Here is a 16,757-nt window from a genome sequence, read left to right on the forward strand (position 1 = left end):
TATTAGTTTAAATAGGTAGGAGATATGTTGAGATACACTAAATACATTTTAGGGACAACTTTTGTTTTCATTAGTATATTTACTGTAGTTTATGCAGCAGTTTCTAGAGAAGTAAAACAAGATAAAGTAGATGTTGTTTATAGGATTACTAGGGCAGTAAAGTCAGATAGAAAATCTGAAAATCTGTTATTAGTATCTGAGAATAAAGATTCTACAGATATTGCAGAAAAATCTGATTTACAGAAAGTAGATTGGGAAAAAACATTTGCTCTATTTCCTGATTTTGTTGACCGTAAGATGAACACCAGTCTCTTTGCATCCCTAGACAATTCTAATTTAAGCAATGCTGCTAGGGCCGCAGTGTCATCTTTGGAACACAATGAAAAACAAATTGATCAATTCACGGATACAATAAGAACATTAGTTAAAAACTCAAAACGATTTTTAAATTATATGCAAAAAAATTATGAAAATACTGATATAATTCCAGTCAGTTATACTATTAATGCACAATTGCCAACAAAGCAAAAAATTGACACTAATCTTTATATAGATATTAGAACCAAGGTGATATATTTAGAAACATTTTTGGATACATTAAAAGTTGTAAAGCAATCAGAAAAATCTATACATTCAAATCAAATAGATCAGCTAACTCTTACTCAACTAGAAAAAAATATTAAGGAATCATCTAACTACATAATACTCACAGAACAATTTAACAATAATATTCCCAAAGAATGGAGGCTACTAGCAGAACACGAGCGAGAATATGTAAAATTTGTTCAAAATCAGATAGAGCTAGCTGGAAAGATACCAGACTTTGAAACAAGTGTAACCAATATTATGCTTAAGGAGGAAAGATCGAAGAAATGGGCTAACCAAATAGCTCAACAAGTAAAACAAGAGTTAGATAATCAAGCAATACGTGCGTTGTGGTGAGGTTGATGTTTTTCTTCTTAGCTTAAAATATAGGAATCTAAATTGAATTTTGAAAGCATAGTAAGATTAGACTCATTGTTCAGCAAAGCTTTTGCCTTAAAAATTTTTCATTAATCAAACCGGATTCTTATAGACATATCAATGTCAATAGAAAAAATTGTATTGTTTAAAATGTTTATAAAATCAAAAATATTAATTTTGGTAACTTTTGTTTTGTGTTATGCAGGAGGTTCTTTATCCAGCTATTCAAATCAATTATTTGCGACTAAAACGATTACGCAACAATCACAATCTCTACCTAAAATAGTACCAGCTAAAAACAAACCCATAAGAGCAACTCGTCTCATAGTCAACCGGGGTGAGCGTCGAGTTTATGTATATCACAAAAAACAAGTATTAAAAAGTTTTCCTATTGCTATTGGTAAACCTGCTTGGGAAACTCCACTAGGTAACTACCGAGTTATTTACAAGAAAAAAGACCCGATTTTTAAGAACTTCAAGACTGGTCATATTATCATGCCAGGTGCTAACAACCCATTAGGAAAACGTGTGATTGTATTTAAGATATATAAAACATCTCATTTAGCCTTTCACGGTACAAATCAGGAAAAACTCATAGGTCAAGCTATATCTCATGGTTGCATTCGGATATTCAATAAAGATGTAATTGCATTGTATGAACTAGTTAACATTGGTACTCCTGTAACCGTTCTACTTTAATATATGTAAAGATTACTTTCTGTACTTGGGTTAAACTTGTCATACACCTGATGTTTATATCCTCGTTGAGACGATCGCATCTAGTATTTTACTACGAGCGATCGCCAAGGGCGTATATTACGGGTTCTCGCTTTCCAACTCACACACCATCAGAAGCCTCAACTCTGTCACCCGCTTTAAAGCTGTACATTGGTCACAAATGCTTCATAAGCATCCATTAAAGCCGCCGCCACCTGCAACGCATTGGGTAACTGAAAGTTATAATGTACCCGCAAATTAAAAAATTGGTTTGAAATAAACGGGTTTTGAATAAATTTATCTATTTTCAGGCAGATATAACTAATAACTAATTAATCAGTAGTTAGTTGTCAGTGAGTGAGTGGAAACTACTAACTACTAACTACTAACTAATGATTTAAAATTCTAAAATCGGCCAGTCTGGTTCACGATAATAGTGTGTCATGTTGTCAAACTTCCGCAATTCGACGCGATGAATCGAAAATTCTGGCAAATTAAACAGCCATTTTTCATTCAATTGAGAAAGATTTGTGCTAAAGCTTGTCCGATCTAAATCAGATGAAACCTCTCCAAAATAGGCTAATGTAACATGGGCTGTAAAATGATAATGCTGCTCAATACCCAAAGCAATTAACTTGGGGTTTTGATAAATTGTTCGGCGAAATTTAATAATTTCCTCGTAGCAGCTTTCATCTTGGGGTACTAAACAAACGGCTATAGCTCTTGGCATCAGTATCAGTCCCAGCATTTGCCATTTAATCGGATGACTCCTGTTTGTCATCAATTGTTGATATTGCTGAAACGTTTCGGCTAAACAAGAGGTTAGCTCTTCGTCAAAGTTGGGATTTTTTTCGCGGGCATCAAGGTAAGCATTGTCCCAAATTAAATCCGCTAAAGTTAGATGGAAGCTAGCAGGAGGTAGAGGTACAATCAAATCACGGTTTACAGGCAACTGCAAAAGTTCCTGTTGGTAAGTCTGTAATTTGGTATAGAAAGCAGAGTTTTCTGATTCTTCTCCTGCCGGTGGGGTAATTAAGGTATAGCCAGGAAAAGACGCTGCTTGTCTCAAGCCAGAATGTGGCTGAAATTTAGAAGATTCCTGAATATGCTGGGCTTGGGATCTGTAGGCTTCTGGCAGCGTCAGTCGTGCTAACCGATTTAAGTAAGTTTGATAGTTGTCGTCCAATCTTCATGGCCTCACGCTCTCACTTGATAGATTTTAGGGAAAATTATCCCGATTAACCGAATGATTTCAAAAGTATTTAGTTTTTGGGGCTGAGGGAGGGAGGAGACGCGATGAATCGCGTCTGTACAAAAGGAATTTTTTCCTAATGCTCAATGAGGTTTATCTATGCCAATTTATGTTTACTGGGGTGAGGATGATTTTGCGATTGAAAAGGCGATCGCCATTTTGCGCGATCGCGTTCTCGATCCCAATTGGATCAGTTTTAATTACACTGCATTCACCCCAGATCAAGCTGATGCAGCTATCCAAGGGTTAAATCAGGTCATGACACCCACTTTTGGCGCTGGGGGGCGCTTGGTATGGCTGGTAAATACAACCCTATGTCAGCACTGTCCAGAGAATGTCTTGGCGGAATTGGTGCGATCGCTACCTGTGATTCCCGAAAACTCATTTTTATTACTCACCAGCCGCAACAAGCCAGATGAACGCCTCAAATCCACGAAATTATTAAAACAATTTGCTACCGAATTCCGAGAATTTCCCCTTATTCCCCCTTGGAAAACAGAATTACTGGTGCAATCTGTTAATCAAGCAGCCCAAACTGTAGGTGTAAAACTAACTGCCAATACTGCCCAATTGTTGGCCGAATCCGTCGGAAATGATACGCGATTGCTCTACAATGAAATAGAGAAATTACGGTTATATGCCCACGGTAGCAACAAGCCTTTAGACGTAGATACCGTTACAAAGTTAGTAAGAAATACTACCCAAAATAGTTTACAATTAGCAGCAGCAATCAGAACAGGAGATACAGCCAAAGCTTTGACAACCTTAGCAGATATGATCAATGCTTCCGAGCCGGGATTACGGATAGTTGCCACACTAATTGGACAATTTCGCACCTGGCTATGGGTGAAGATTATGATAGAAAGTGGTGAGCGCAATCAACAAGCGATCGCTAGTGCTGCTGATATTGGTAATCCGAAACGGCTCTACTTCTTACAGCAAGAAATCAAGCTGCTTTCTGTGCAACAACTAATCTCTTGCTTACATCTACTATTGGAGTTAGAAGTGAGCCTCAAGCAAGGAGCATCAGAAATGTCAACATTCCAGACTAAAGTCATCGAACTTTGTCAAGTATGCCAAAGGAGTTGACAATCAAATATAAAAGCTTGATGTATTCAAAAGTTGCTGGAACTTCCAACTCGGAAAATAATTCAAATTTCTTATAATATCCCTGATGTAGTTTTGTGTCACACACTATATGAAGAAAATTTCTGATTTACTTTCCCGAACTAGCCGAAAGCGAAACCTTTACCAATCATTCTTTTTCGGCGCGATTGTCACTACAAGCGTGATTTCTAACTCTTTTTTATTGAGTTCAAAAGCTTATGGTCAAACTTCAGCACCAATAGCTAACAATAATCAAATAAACAGTTATGCTCAAGCTGTGCTAGCAATGGAACCAGCACGTCAAAATGCCTTTGAAGAAATTAAAAAACTTATTGGCAATGGAGAAATTCCTAAAATTGTTTGTAACGAGCCTAACAGCATAAATGGTCTTCCTAGAAAGGCTCAAGATATCGCAGTAAATTACTGTACTCGCTCTCAAAAAATTGTCCAAGATAATGGTTTGAGCATCGATCAGTTCAACAAAATTACTATAGAACTACAAAATAACGATATTTTAAAACAGCAGGTTTACAATACCTTATTACGTCTGCAAAAGAGTCCTGATTCTCCCTAGCTCCAATTGACAAAAAGGCAGGAGTTAGGAGGCAGGATAGCGCAGCGTAAAGCCTACGGCATAGCTTTGCTTAGAGCGAGTTCGCGAGCGTCGGCAGAAGGTTGAAAGTATGAATTAAAACTTTAGGGCTTATGTGAGTTGGAGTCTGGAAAGGCGTAAATACGTTAACATGGCTAAACATCTTGGCTAAACCATAGCCTGAAACCCTTGCTATGGCTTGGGCGTTTTTAATTCACATAAGGCGTACTTTAGTTCTGATACCAATTCTTTGTGAGGCTGCGCCAAATTCTCTTGGCTTCCTTCCTTCTTTCTTTGTGTCCTTTGCGGTTCGTTCCTTATATAGTAATACGGTTCACTTAAAGAACTACTGGTAAAAAACTTTGGGTTTTTGAGACGCGATAAATCGCCGTCTCTACAAGTGTTTTGGTCTTATCTGAACTGTATTGCCTTATCTAATTTGGTGCATATTCATACAGAATTAGTATGAGTATAAAGGCCAGTTTAAAAAGAAGAATTATACTGAGACGCGCAGCGTGTTAGCGGAACGACACGTTTGCGGGGCTTTTCCAAGAGTTGGGCGGTATAAGGCAAAGACGAGTGCAGACTCACAGGGGCGGGCAAAGAGGAGGACTATTTAGAAATGGTAGCTTAACTGTAAACGTTGCTCCTTGATCTTTACCTGGACTATTTGCATGGACAGTACCGCCATGTAATTCTACTAAATGGCGCACGAGTGCTAATCCTACTCCTAATCCACCATAGGTTCTAGTGCTAGAACTATCAGCTTGACGAAACCGATCAAAAACGTAAGGTAAAAAGTCAGAACTGATACCAATGCCTGTATCAATCACCTGAATTTGGGCATATTTATCTATTACGTGTTTTTGCTCTTCACTAGTTACTACTGACAATTGCACCTCTACCCGTCCACCTGTGGGTGTAAATTTGATGGCATTAGATAGCAGATTCCAGATGATTTGCTGCAAACGCTCGAAATCACCGGAAACTAAGAATTGGGAATTATCGCCAAGTTTGCTGCCTTCTAAGTGTTGATTGCTTTGGGATTGTGTTTCTGAAGATTCTAGATTTTCGGTATTGAGTTCTAATCTTTTTTTTGCGGGAATAATGGAAAATCTTAAATCGATTTTCTTGGATTGGGCAGCTAGGCTAACAGTCTCTAGGCTCGACTCAATTATTGGAACCAAATTACAAGCACCGACATTGAGGCGTAACTTGCCTCTCATCATCCGCGATATATCCAGTAAATCTTCAATTAGCTGGGTTTGTGCTTTGGCATTGCGCTCAATTGTCTCCGTAGCCCTAGCCATTTGGCTTTCACTCAGCTTGCTTCGTTGCAGGAGTTGCGCCCAGCCCAGAATTGCATTCAGGGGCGATCGCAATTCGTGAGACAATATCCCTAAGAATTCATCTTTCATCCGGTTCGCTTCTTGCAACTGCTCAGTTTGTTTTTGCAAAGAAGCAATTAAACTAGAGCGTTCCATTGCGATCGCTATTTGGTCGCATACTGCTTGCATCATCCCCTTTTGATTCTCGGTGAAAGTTAACCGAGTCCGGCTGCCAAAAGAAAGAGTACCTAACAACCGTCCTTGAGCAATCAACGGATAACTATAATAAGCAGTAATGCCTAAAGAACGAATCAATTCTGTTTTTGGGTCAATTGATTGCTGTACATTCTCTAGAGCTATTGCACAACGCTCTTGGGCTACAGTACCGCAAACCGCTTCACCATAAGCCAATGACTCAATCTCCTTTGCCAGTTCTTGGGAAATACCGCCGTAAGACTGTAGTCGCATTACCTGAGAGTTATCCTCAACCAAATAGTTAAAATAAACTTCTATTCCAATTTGGTCTTTTAGTTTTCGATAGACGCTATCGATTAATACTATTGGTTGCTGGCTTGAGAGTAAATCGCTAGCTGTGTCGAATAGTAGCTTTAGCCTTTTGTAACCTAACGAGAGCGCTTTTTGTACCTCTTTGAGGTTGCTAATTTCTTGGAACACTAAGATACAGGTAGTCGGATGACCGTGCATTGCTGGCAAGGTATCAGCAAATATCAGTAGAGAACGCACACCAACAGGAGTGTGCCAGTCTACCTCTAATCCATTGAGACGTTCGCCAAGAGCAACTCGCACCCCTGGCATTTGTTCGTTGGGAATGCGATCGCCAGCCGCATCTGTATAGTGATAAACTGTATGATAATCTTCGGCTGGCACACCTTTCGGAAATTCGCCCCCAGCTAATTCATTAGCAGAGCGATTGGCAAAAGTTACCCGCGCTGTTCCTGGTTCAATAAACAGCAACGGTCTTGGCATCAGGTTTAACACATCCTCCAGCCATTTTTGCTGATTTAGAACTGCTTCCTCTGCTTGTTTGCGCTCCGTAATATCTAAAAATGCACCAACGCTTCCTCTAGTTTTACCCTCTTCGTCAAACAGGGGTGCAACATACTCCAACAGGTTGACAATTTTTCCATTTTCATGCACTACATCAAGTTCACAATCCAAAACTTCGACACCATGAGCAGCAGAGTATTGCATTGGAAGTTCCTCTGCTGAAAGTTCCCTCCCCTGTTGGTAGACTTTAAAGCTTGGAGATTTTTGGTCACTAGGAGCGCTCAGAGAAGCGTTTGTATCTGACGATATCCCCAACTGCTTCGCAAAAGCAAGGTTCACCTTGATATTTTGGCATTGTGGATCTTCGGCAATGCCAATTCCAATGGGAATTACTTCCAACAAAGTTTGTAATTCAGTAATGCGGCGCTGTAGATCCTTGTTTAGTTGTAAGATTTTTTCCTTAGCCTGTTTTTGTTCGCTGATATTGCGAGTTACAGTTGCTAAGGCAATTGGCTGACCTGTGTTGTTGTCTTTAACAGTGAAGATATTGTAATCAACTGGTATTGGTTGACCTGTTTGGAGGTGTCGGAAACAGAATTCTCCTTGCCACCGCCCAAGCGATAGCACATTCGGCAGTATATATTTTTGAAAGTAGGCTTTGTCTTTGGGCATGAAGTAATCTAATACTGTCTTTTGCCTGACTTCGTCAAGACTTGCAAGCCCTACCAGCTTTTGACCTGCATCATTTATGTAGAGTAATTCACCCTCAAGGGTGGCGATGCCGATAAAGTCGGAGCTATTTTCTACCAGCGATGCTAATTTTTGTTGCTCTGCTTGTGCAAGCTTGCGTTCACTTAAGTCGAGGATAAACGCTACTGACTCCTCCCGGTTTTCTCCTAGCAGGACGTAACCAACCAAAACCGGGATGCGGCTACCATCTTTACGAATATATTCTTTCTCGTAGGGCGTACAGGTAGCGTTAGTATTTGCTTGAGCTTCGGCAACACCTTGCAGATCCAAGTATAAATACTCTGGTGGTGTGATATTGCTCCAACTTAACCTACCTGCTAACAAATCCTCCTGGGTATAACCAATCATCCTTAGAAATTCGGCGTTTGCTTGCTGGATACCGCCATATACATCGCCAAATAAAATGCCAATAACGTTAGAATCGACAAAACTCCCTAGTTTAGCTTCGTAGGTTCTCAGCGCTTCCTGAGCAACATCGCGTTGATTGCTGAGACGTTCGACAACCCTGGCACTTTCCCAAATCAAAATAGTAAAAATTACAATCAGGACGATCGCAAATACCGATACTGCAAAAGCCGGATCGTATTGTCCTGCGCGTTGACCTTCAACAATTATCCACCCCAATATAAAAGGTACTGCGATCGCAGCGATTAATAAACGACGTGCAAGTAAACCACCATAGGTATCACTTGTAACTACCCTCATTAACCCCTTTTCTGCTCGCGCCCACAGAATTCCTATACTTAGTAAACTGAACAACACTGCCGTGTGTAAAGCCATTGATGTTGTGTAAGGGGCAAGTCCGTAAAGAACTTTCACTTTGTAGGCATAGCCCATGAGCGCCTGAAAGGAAATTAAAGTGGCGATCAGAGCGATAATCTGGGCATACCAATAACTACGTTGGTTTTTTGGATTAATCAGAATTTGTAGGGCGACGCTGACCAGCATAAAGTTGACTGCTGTGTTCACTCCCATTCGCCCTGGATGTGATGTTGCCACAGTAGTTGGCAAATCCCGAAACACCAATTCGTCAATGGCTAAATTCCAGCCAAATAGATATTGACAGAGTGTGAGTGTAGCAATTGTGGTCGCCGCTATTGCACAGAAATTAGAAATTAAAAGAGTAGGGGAGAGGGAACTATGGGGGGAATTTTGAATTGTTCTGTTACTATTACTGCCTCCTCCTTGTGAAAACAGCCACAGCGATATACCACACAGTACAAAACACAGCGCTGTGTTGACTTTCATAGTGGCAGGACTATCAGGAAAGCCACGCTTCAGAACTTCAATGCCAAGACACCAGCCAACTAATACCAGGCTGCCAACAAAAACAGCGATCGCACTTGCGACTTTTGCCACGAGTGAATTTGCATGGATTTTGATATCTTGCAGCCGCAAGCGGTTAATATTTAACATTTAGTGTTCTCTAACCGCATCTATCTAGCGTAGTAAACTTTTGTATTTCTTACGGTTTAATCGTTTATGTCCTTTGTATTTTAGGCTGCCCCTTGACTGACTTTTCATCTACCTCTATGCATATTTTTTCTTGTACAATTTAGAGTTGGAAATAATTGTGGCTCAAAAAACTACCTTTGTGAGGATTTCAAAATATCAGAGGATGTCAGTTAGATTAACCCATTGCTTCACAGATTGCATAGAAGCGATCGCACTACTACAGACATACTCTTCTGATGCAGATATGTTATTTAAAATTAATATCTAGGTATATAGGATTACTATTTGATTTTTGAACGAAATTAGGCATTGTAGAGGAGCCAGTGCGTTGCGGTGAATCCAGCGCTTACTGCGGGTTTGCCGCCGTAAGCGACTGGTGAACCCGTTGGCGCAGCCTCTCGTAGAGAAGGGACGTTCCCGACGCTATCCGTTGTAGTAACTGGCGTTGTGTTAGAACGGAGTTCGTAACGCACTATTATCAAGGGTTTGATGCCATACTCTTAGCGCTCACATCCTACGTATATTTTCTCAAAATCAAACCAGATTCTTATATAAAACAAGCTATAATACACATCTTAAATTAGTTTTAACAAGGGTTCAAGGCACATCAAAGCACAATCTTAAAAAAGTTGTTCCCCTTACAGGTAGAGTAGTACGGCGTGGTTTGACAAAAGTCGAGCTTACTAAGATGAAAAGATTACGCCACATAAACATTCACCAATCTGTAATGAATAATGGTAAAACCTACAGTCTAGGAGAATATGAAACGGGAGGTTCAACGTAGCATTAGTATTAGTCAAGATTTACGCAAATAATGACCGAAATCTCTATTTTCACGTAATGGCAATTCATGAATTGCCCCTATAGCGTATAGTTGTGCGTGATTTTTATTAGTGAATTAATCAAGGAGTTTAGACGGCGAATAAATTCGCCTACAAATTACCTCCATAAATTTAGGGGCTTACACGCTGCGAAGTATTTGGTTAAATATTCATAGATATTTTGTTGAGTAGGCAAACAGTCCATTTTTGTATTATCAATCTCGTAAAAAAATATACGGGAACTTCTTGTTCTGGGTTATGGTCACTTTATGTCACCTTGAATAGTAAGGAGGCTGTGACGATAACCAAGTAAGCTTAGGCGATGCCTAACTCAGGCATCACGGCCTCGATGTCCAATTTAACTTCCTTCAACTCTTCGACAAGCCATCGTTTACATTTAAAGGTACGTATAGTTACTTTATCCGCTACCCACTTTCCCTGTATTGTCTTGATATATACAATGATTACACTTTGTTAGTTAGATTAACGCAGACTTAAAACACTTTCCAATCCCTAAAACGGATGTTTGCTTATGGAAAAATTTGGCGTTAATCGACCAAATCTTAGCATAATTATTGGTATATGAACGAAAAAATGATGAAAGCTACCTTAAACGACACCTGACAAATTTTTGCAACCAAAAGCCTATATACTAGATTAAACTTTGATAAATTTGAGAGTTCTGTTAATTGCAACACCAAAAACTATTAATTTTTAGATGAAATAGCAGCGTATCTTATAGTCTATAGTTTTTAAAGTTTAGTCAAAACTATATCCAGTATCATCAAAAAACTGCAAACTTCATGTGGTGCAAAAATCAAGCGGGGAGTGAAAACATGAATTTACGTAGAGATGCATTGCAAATCCTAAAAGAAACTAGCCGAACTTTTTATATTCCAATTAATCTTTTACCGCCAGGATTGCAAGAAGCAGTAGCATCAGCATATCTGTGTATGCGTGCCATTGATGAAATTGAAGATCATCCTGGGCTAGATAATGCTACTAAAGCAAAGCTGTTGAGAACGATTAGTCTGACATTACAGGCAGGTGTTGATGGCTTCGCAGTCGATGCTTTCTTTGCCGGGTTTAGTGGTTATGAAAATACCTTAGAAGAAGTCACTGTGAGGATTAGAGAATGGTTACTGTTAGCACCAGAGACTATTGCACCTCGAATTTGGGATGCTACTGCTGCAATGGCAGACCGCATGGCTTACTGGGCAGAAACCAATTGGAAGATTTACACAGAATCTGATTTGGATAGTTATACCTTTGGGGTTGCAGGTGCAGTGGGATTATTACTTTCAGACTTATGGACTTGGTACGATGGAACGCCAACTAACCGTACTCAGGCCATTGGTTTTGGTCGAGGTTTACAAGCAGTTAATATTCTGCGTAATCATACTGAAGATTTGGGGCGTGGGGTAGACTTCTTCCCAGAAGGTTGGAGTGCGGCAGATATGCAAGAGTATGCACGGCGTAATCTAGCCTTGGCTGAAGCTTATACCAAAAATCTTCCTACGGGCCCCGCCTTAGATTTTTGCCAAATTCCCTTAACCTTGGCTAATGGTACTCTTGACGCTCTTGCTAATGGTAAAGAGAAACTCAGCCGCAGTGATGTTTTTGCCCTTATCGAACAGCTGATTAGTGTGAACATGAAAGCCAGCTAAAAGTCTCTTAAGGACTAATGGAAACTAATGGAGACGATTCTAAATTGCCTCCAAATTTGGGTATCCAAAATCCTACAGTGATTTTCTGTAAGGTAGCCAGTGCGGTCTTCTCCCTTCATGTAGTGCCTTGTAGATAAGGGGAGGGAAGACACCAAGGGCGATGGGGAGTCAAGGCAGAGTCTCTCACAAGGGAAGCTGTTAAAAGCGTTAGCGAACTCGCTAGCGTCTAAATCTCCCCAAATGAAGCAATTGGTGCATCTCCCCAAGTAAAGCAACTGACATTGGTCAGTGTATAGCAACACAAATTTTTAATTTTGGAATTAGTTGTTAGCATTGGTATAATAAATTATATTGTGCAGAGAAGTAGTTTACGTAAATATAACTAAACTTTAGGAACTCTTCAAAGGATTTCCAGCAAAAATTACCTGGCAACAGTTGATTAATATCTAAATAATTGAGAAAGAGTGTAATGCTCCCCGTGATTATTCGTGCAGCGAGTTGACAGAGCATGAGCTACTGCTTAAATCCTATCTGTCCCAATCCAGAAAATTTGGTATATAGCCAAAGGTGTCAGTCTTGTGGCTCGCAACTACTGTTGCGCGATCGCTACGAGGCGATCAAACCATTAGGTCAAGGTGGCTTTGGAGCAACCTTCTTAGCTAACGATCAAGGCTTACCAGGAGAACCGAGTTGTGTGATTAAGCAACTACGTCCATCAGGAAGCGCGCCACACGTTTTACAGATGGCCAGAGAACTCTTTGAACGAGAAGCTAAAACTCTAGGTAAGATTGGCAATCATCCCCAAGTACCAAGATTATTAGACTATTTTGAAGATCAAGAGCAATTCTACTTAGTTCAAGAATACATCAGTGGCGATACTTTGCAGGAGGAGGTCAAACTTAACGGCATCTTAAGTGAAACTGGAGTCAAGCAATTTTTAAGCGAAGTTTTGCCACTACTCCAATACATCCACGAGCAAAAGGTGATTCACCGTGATATCAAACCAGCCAACTTAATTCGCCGTACTCAAGATTCCAGAATGGTACTCATCGACTTTGGTGCTGTCAAAAACCAAATCACCCAAGGCGCGACAAGTCCATCAGGACAGACAGCATTAACCGCTTATGCTATCGGTACTCCTGGTTTTGCACCTCCAGAGCAAATGGCTATGCGTCCAGTCTACGCCAGTGATATTTATGCACTGGGGGTCACATGCATTTATTTACTCACTAGCAAAACTCCCAAAGACTTAGATTACAATCCCAACACTGGCGAGATGATGTGGGAGCAACTTGTGCAAGTGAGCGATCACTTGAGCAATGTATTGCGAAAAATGTTAGATGTGTCTGTACGTAATCGCTATCAGTCTGCGTCAGACGTTCTCAGAGCCTTGCAAATAGAACCATACTTAGAAAGTTTAGCAAAGGGTTTATTAATTAAATCAGATACTGGATCTAAAGAACGAACATACAATCATTTAGAAAATTCTGCTGTTTTATGTAACAATTCTTCTGTCGCTGCTACCAGTGCAGGAGTGGCACAGGTAGCGGCAGCAATTCGTGCCAGACGCGCTAAGGCAGCAGAAGCGGCTGGATCGCACCAGGGTTCAGGGATGGCCAAATCAACAACTTTTGCTAACAGCAACAGTAATGGTTCGCCAGGTCAAAATTCTAAAGTTGAGCGTAAATTAGATACCCAAAGTTTGTTAACCGCCTATCAGAAGGGAAGACGGGATTTTGCTCTCCACAATTTAAATTTGCTGAACCTGCAAGGTGCTGACTTATCAGGAACAAATTTCCATTCCACTCAATTGCAAAAAACCAATCTTCAGGGAGCTAATCTTCACAATAGTGATTTTGGCAGAGCCAGTCTCACTAAAGCAAATCTCAAGGATGCTAATTTGAGCAAAGCATACTTTAACCATGCTGATTTAGAAGGGGCAGACTTGCGAGGTGCAGACCTCAGCAATGCTTATCTCAGCAATGCTAATCTTCGAGGAGCTAATTTGTGTGGTGCTAATCTTACCAGTGCCAAAATTTCTGATGAGCAACTAGCACTAGCAAAAACAAATTGGATGACCATTCGCCCCAATGGTAAGCGAGGTTTATTGTAAATTGAAAGTTGAGATTTTGGAGCCAGTTCCTTACCCTGGCTCTCAGATGAATTCTCTACTTTTGAACAAGAGTTAGGGAGAATCAAATTTTAAATTTAACTATATTGTTCTATTAAGCTCAGAAAGCTTGGATTTTTTATTAGTTTGATAAATAAAACCTGATTTTTCTTGATAAAACTCAAATCTATTCAGAATTGACTAAGTAGATACCATCTAGCAATCTATTTGATTTGTGAGAATTACAGTCCCTAAATCCCCGACTTCATAAAAGTTATCGGGGATTTTGTTTCTCACAAATAATTCAGGATTGTTATAGTTGAGTGCGAGCAATAGCGACTACTTTAGCAAATGTTAAGAAATAACTGAAGAGCTATAAAAAATACTCAGGTAGTTGGCAATTCTTAATTAAATCTTTATAACAATGATCTGTTAAAAATAACAAATGACTATTTACAATAAACAATAAAGCATCATAATAGTTTTTATAGATATTTCCATGATTTTTATTGATATAAACAATAGGGAAATCTCGGACTTCAAAGCTGTAAAACATAACGCTCTCAAACTATTCAAGTTTTGAGATTACAGCGAAAATCGAAAAATTAGTTAATTATCCCTGATTTTAGGCTGAAGTAAAATATTTACAACCGAAATCAGGTAATACAAGGTTTAGGTATTATGACTGACTTTGCACAAACGGAAATAGAACGGAGATTAAGTTTATATCAGGTATTCCTCAAGTTGTATGAGCATCACAGCAGTCTTCTAGATGAAATTCTTCAACAAGAAAATCTATCTCAACCGTTGTTTAAGAAGATGAAGTCATGTTACGTACATGGTGTAGTAGATACTAATGCCGTTTATTTGATGACTAACTTGTGTGACAATCAGACTCAAAGTTTACAACAGCCACAGCAGATATGGACAATAGGACGTAATCGCAATAGTGGTATTTGCATTGCTGACAATTATATGTCTCGTCGCCATGCGGCTATTCAATATATTGACGATCAAGGCTTCTACTTTATAGACTTCAACAGTACCAATGGTTCCTTTGTGAATGGCGATCGCGCTTTTGGGTCGATCAAGCTCAAAGATGGCGATCGCATCCGTGTAGGCAACATGACTTTTGATTTTTTTATGAATTCTGCATACCGTATTTTGCCAAGTGTAGCAATGGAGTTACTGATGCAGCTTGTGTATAGAAAGAACAATGATCAAGTAGAAATACGTACTTTATCGCATGACAGACAAAAATCTATATTTGTAAAAGCAGATGATAATTTAGATAGTTTAAGAAATTCCCCACTATTTCAGAAGCTTGAACATCATTATGACAACTTCAGTTTAGAACAAAAATCAGAAATTTTAGACCGCTTTTTTAGCAGAAAAATACCATAAAATCACACCTAAAAAATTAGGAATTATAGCAAGGGACTGGGTGAAAAGTCCTTTGGTGTCTAAGTTTCATCATCTGTTGAAGTCCTAACCACCAAAGTTTGTGCTATATAACAATTTTTAATTGCGTATACTTCACGCAATTAGTAGAAGCACAATTCTTGAAGAAGAATTCAGAATAAAGACGTTTGCGGACTCGCTCTAAGCCGAACCATTTCGCTATCCGCTACTTGTACAGAATTCAGTGTGAATTCTGACTCCTGACTCCTGAATTCTGTTTTGATAAATTTCTGCAAAAAAAGGTGGGTTAGCTGTCTTTTTGACACTCCCACCCTTAAAGCAGTGGGCTTTTTGCTTCAATAGCTGTAACCCACTACAGATTAAAAGTTGTAGATTAATAAATCTATATTGCTTATTCTTCTGGCTCTAAATCTACGTCTTCCTCTTCATCTTCTTCACTGGCTTTAGCTACGGAGTTAGCAGAAACAACAGCACCTTTATCTAGCTTTTCACGCACTAGTTTCTTAATTTCCTCAGCAAATTCAGGTTTTTCTTCTAGATACTTAATAGCGTTATCTCGTCCTTGGGAGATATTATCGCCGTTGTAACTATACCAAGCTCCTTTGCGGATGATAATGCCAGTTTCTTCTGCTAAGTCAACAACACAGCCCAAGGTAGAAATACCTTTACCAAAAATAATGTCAAATTCCGCTATTCTGAAAGGCGGGGCTACTTTATTTTTGGCGACTTTGACTTTGACGCGATTACCAAATTCTTCTGTACCTTTTTTCAAAGTTTGAATTCGGCGAATATCCAAGCGCACCGAAGCGTAAAATTTCAATGCGTTACCACCAGTAGTAGTTTCTGGGCTACCGTAAGTAACACCGATTTTTTGCCGCAATTGGTTGATGAAAATTACTGTACAACCAGATTTCCCAATATTGCCCGTAATTTTACGTAGAGCTTGACTCATGAGCCGTGCTTGCAGACCGACATGGGCATCACCCATATCGCCTTCAATTTCAGCACGAGGAACTAGTGCTGCTACGGAGTCAATGACTACAATATCAACCGCCGCAGAGCGAACAAGCTGATCGACAATTTCCAAAGCTGATTCGCCAGTGTCTGGTTGGGAAATCAGCAAATTGTCAATATCTACACCCAATGCCGCAGCATAAGTGGGATCGAGAGCGTGTTCAGCATCAACAAAGGCAGCAATACCGCCATTTCTTTGCACTTCAGCGAGGGCATGTAAGGCTACTGTAGTCTTACCGGAACTTTCCGGGCCATAAATTTCAATTACTCGCCCCTTCGGTAAACCACCACCCAACGCTAAATCGAGTGTGAGCGCTCCACTAGAAATTGTTTCCACCCGCATCCGGGTAGCATCACCCAGGCGCATGATTGCTCCTTTACCAAAGCTGCGCTCAATCTGGTTGAGTACCATAGTCAGCGCTTTCTGCTTGCCTGAAGTATCGGTGTTGATAGCCATTTCTGCCTCTAATGCCTCTAAATATATGGTTTTAAGGAATGTTGGTTTCGGAGTTTGAGTAGAACAGATATACTATTTTAACCAGAAAATTCTG

Annotated in this window: 11 protein-coding genes; 7 read left to right on the forward strand and 4 right to left on the reverse strand. The window is 39.8% G+C overall.

Annotated features, from left to right (window positions below; genetic code table 11):
- Positions 1–24 precede the first annotated feature (24 nt).
- A complete protein-coding gene (locus RMZ41_RS01455; protein WP_322639751.1) occupies positions 25–942 on the forward strand; it encodes a hypothetical protein in 918 nt (305 codons plus the stop codon).
- Between the two features lie 141 nt (positions 943–1,083).
- Positions 1,084–1,662: a L,D-transpeptidase gene (locus tag RMZ41_RS01460; protein ID WP_322639752.1), complete on the forward strand. Its 579-nt coding sequence runs from the start codon at positions 1,084–1,086 to the stop codon at positions 1,660–1,662.
- A 415-nt stretch (positions 1,663–2,077) separates the two neighbouring features.
- Here the strand turns inward: RMZ41_RS01460 and RMZ41_RS01465 are convergent, their stop codons facing one another.
- A complete protein-coding gene (locus RMZ41_RS01465; protein ID WP_322639753.1) occupies positions 2,078–2,866 on the reverse strand; it encodes a DUF1868 domain-containing protein in 789 nt (262 codons plus the stop codon).
- A 165-nt stretch (positions 2,867–3,031) separates the two neighbouring features.
- Here RMZ41_RS01465 and holA point away from each other — a divergent pair, with 165 nt between their 5' ends.
- Together holA and RMZ41_RS01475 are read left to right on the forward strand one after the other, a co-directional pair.
- Positions 3,032–4,021: a DNA polymerase III subunit delta gene (gene holA, locus RMZ41_RS01470; protein WP_322639754.1), complete on the forward strand. Its 990-nt coding sequence runs from the start codon at positions 3,032–3,034 to the stop codon at positions 4,019–4,021.
- Between the two features lie 109 nt (positions 4,022–4,130).
- Positions 4,131–4,613, forward strand: coding sequence for a DUF4168 domain-containing protein (locus RMZ41_RS01475; protein WP_322639755.1), 483 nt, complete (start codon positions 4,131–4,133; stop codon positions 4,611–4,613).
- A gap of 605 nt (positions 4,614–5,218) precedes the next feature.
- Here RMZ41_RS01475 and RMZ41_RS01480 read toward each other — a convergent pair.
- Complete coding sequence (locus RMZ41_RS01480) at positions 5,219–9,133, reverse strand: PAS domain S-box protein (RefSeq protein ID WP_322639756.1); 3,915 nt, start codon at positions 9,131–9,133, stop codon at positions 5,219–5,221.
- Positions 9,134–9,474: 341 nt separating this feature from the next.
- Positions 9,475–9,645: a hypothetical protein gene (locus tag RMZ41_RS01485; RefSeq protein WP_409874693.1), complete on the reverse strand. Its 171-nt coding sequence runs from the start codon at positions 9,643–9,645 to the stop codon at positions 9,475–9,477.
- A gap of 1,184 nt (positions 9,646–10,829) precedes the next feature.
- On the opposite strand from RMZ41_RS01485, the gene RMZ41_RS01490 reads away from it, so the two are divergent.
- The 3 genes from RMZ41_RS01490 (at position 10,830) to RMZ41_RS01500 (ending at position 15,174) form a co-directional block, all read left to right on the forward strand.
- Complete coding sequence (locus RMZ41_RS01490; RefSeq protein ID WP_322639758.1) at positions 10,830–11,660, forward strand: phytoene/squalene synthase family protein; 831 nt, start codon at positions 10,830–10,832, stop codon at positions 11,658–11,660.
- A gap of 508 nt (positions 11,661–12,168) precedes the next feature.
- Positions 12,169–13,773 (forward strand): serine/threonine-protein kinase, encoded by a 1,605-nt coding sequence (locus RMZ41_RS01495; RefSeq protein ID WP_322639759.1) that lies wholly within the window; start codon positions 12,169–12,171, stop codon positions 13,771–13,773.
- Between the two features lie 678 nt (positions 13,774–14,451).
- Complete coding sequence (locus RMZ41_RS01500; RefSeq protein ID WP_322639760.1) at positions 14,452–15,174, forward strand: FHA domain-containing protein; 723 nt, start codon at positions 14,452–14,454, stop codon at positions 15,172–15,174.
- Between the two features lie 409 nt (positions 15,175–15,583).
- Here RMZ41_RS01500 and recA read toward each other — a convergent pair whose 3' ends face one another.
- Positions 15,584–16,663 (reverse strand): recombinase RecA, encoded by a 1,080-nt coding sequence (gene recA, locus RMZ41_RS01505; protein ID WP_322639761.1) that lies wholly within the window; start codon positions 16,661–16,663, stop codon positions 15,584–15,586.
- Between the last annotated feature and the right edge of the window lie 94 nt (positions 16,664–16,757).

Origin of the sequence: Nostoc sp. DedVER02 (assembly GCF_034530675.2) — a bacterium.
Classification (GTDB): domain Bacteria; phylum Cyanobacteriota; class Cyanobacteriia; order Cyanobacteriales; family Nostocaceae; genus Nostoc.

What these genes read in the sequence shown, in the direction of transcription:
- recA (WP_322639761.1), bottom strand. Translation starts at nt 16,663, where the DNA reads ATGGCTATCAACACCGATACTTCAGGCAAGCAGAAAGCGCTGACTATG.
- RMZ41_RS01475 (WP_322639755.1), top strand. Translation starts at nt 4,131, where the DNA reads ATGAAGAAAATTTCTGATTTACTTTCCCGAACTAGCCGAAAGCGAAAC.
- RMZ41_RS01455 (WP_322639751.1), top strand. Translation starts at nt 25, where the DNA reads ATGTTGAGATACACTAAATACATTTTAGGGACAACTTTTGTTTTCATT.
- RMZ41_RS01480 (WP_322639756.1), bottom strand. Translation starts at nt 9,133, where the DNA reads ATGTTAAATATTAACCGCTTGCGGCTGCAAGATATCAAAATCCATGCA.
- holA (WP_322639754.1), top strand. Translation starts at nt 3,032, where the DNA reads ATGCCAATTTATGTTTACTGGGGTGAGGATGATTTTGCGATTGAAAAG.
- RMZ41_RS01460 (WP_322639752.1), top strand. Translation starts at nt 1,084, where the DNA reads ATGTCAATAGAAAAAATTGTATTGTTTAAAATGTTTATAAAATCAAAA.
- RMZ41_RS01495 (WP_322639759.1), top strand. Translation starts at nt 12,169, where the DNA reads ATGAGCTACTGCTTAAATCCTATCTGTCCCAATCCAGAAAATTTGGTA.
- RMZ41_RS01490 (WP_322639758.1), top strand. Translation starts at nt 10,830, where the DNA reads ATGAATTTACGTAGAGATGCATTGCAAATCCTAAAAGAAACTAGCCGA.
- RMZ41_RS01500 (WP_322639760.1), top strand. Translation starts at nt 14,452, where the DNA reads ATGACTGACTTTGCACAAACGGAAATAGAACGGAGATTAAGTTTATAT.